The organism is Mycobacterium sp. E796, from assembly GCF_001672815.1.
GTDB lineage: Bacteria > Actinomycetota > Actinomycetes > Mycobacteriales > Mycobacteriaceae > Mycobacterium.
Map to the genome: position 1 here is coordinate 1 of NZ_LZKK01000119.1, position 653 is coordinate 653.

General features: G+C 65.2%; 1 protein-coding gene. It reads left to right on the forward strand.

All coding sequences use genetic code 11. The annotated features are described in order from the left end of the window. A partial coding sequence (locus tag A5706_RS35205) for a Gfo/Idh/MocA family protein (RefSeq protein WP_197517798.1) occupies positions 1-615 on the forward strand: 615 nt, incomplete at its 5' end. Positions 616-653: the final 38 nt, after the last annotated feature.

The window sequence follows — 653 nt, forward strand, 5'->3', positions numbered from 1 at the left end:
TACCGCTACCATCCGTTGACTTCGCGCGTCGAGCAGATTCTCACGTCAGGCGAGCTGGGCAAGCTCGAGCGGATCGACGTCTCCTTATGCGTATTGCTGCCGAAGCGCTCCAACGCCAACGTCTACGACTACTCCCTCGCCGGTGGCGCGCTGATGGACGCCGGAGTCTACGCGGTTGACATGCTCCGCACTTTCGGCGGTTCGACCCCGGAAGTCGTTGCGGCACAGGCAAAACTGCGCGGGACTCAACTGGACCGGGCGATGACGGCCGAGTTGCGCTTCACGAGTTGGCTCACGGGCCGGATCCGCTGCGCGCTGTGGTCGTCGGATCTTTTTCGAGCGAGCGCCAGGATCGTTGGCGATCGCGGCCGGCTGCATTGGCTCAGTCCGGCGGCACCTCAAGTTCTCCCTCGGCTCTCCATCCAATCAGCCGACAGCAAGCGCGTCGAGCGCTTCCCGCGGCGCGCCACCTTCGCGTACCAGCTCGAGGCTTTTGCCGCGGCGGTGCTGCGCGGCGAACCGGTGAAGACGACGCCGGAAGACGCGGTCGAGAACATGAGCGTCATCGATACGATTTACCGCGCCGCCGGTCTCTCGCTCCGCGAACCGGCGTAAACGCCATGAACGCCGCGCCAGTCGACAGTCGAGAGGGC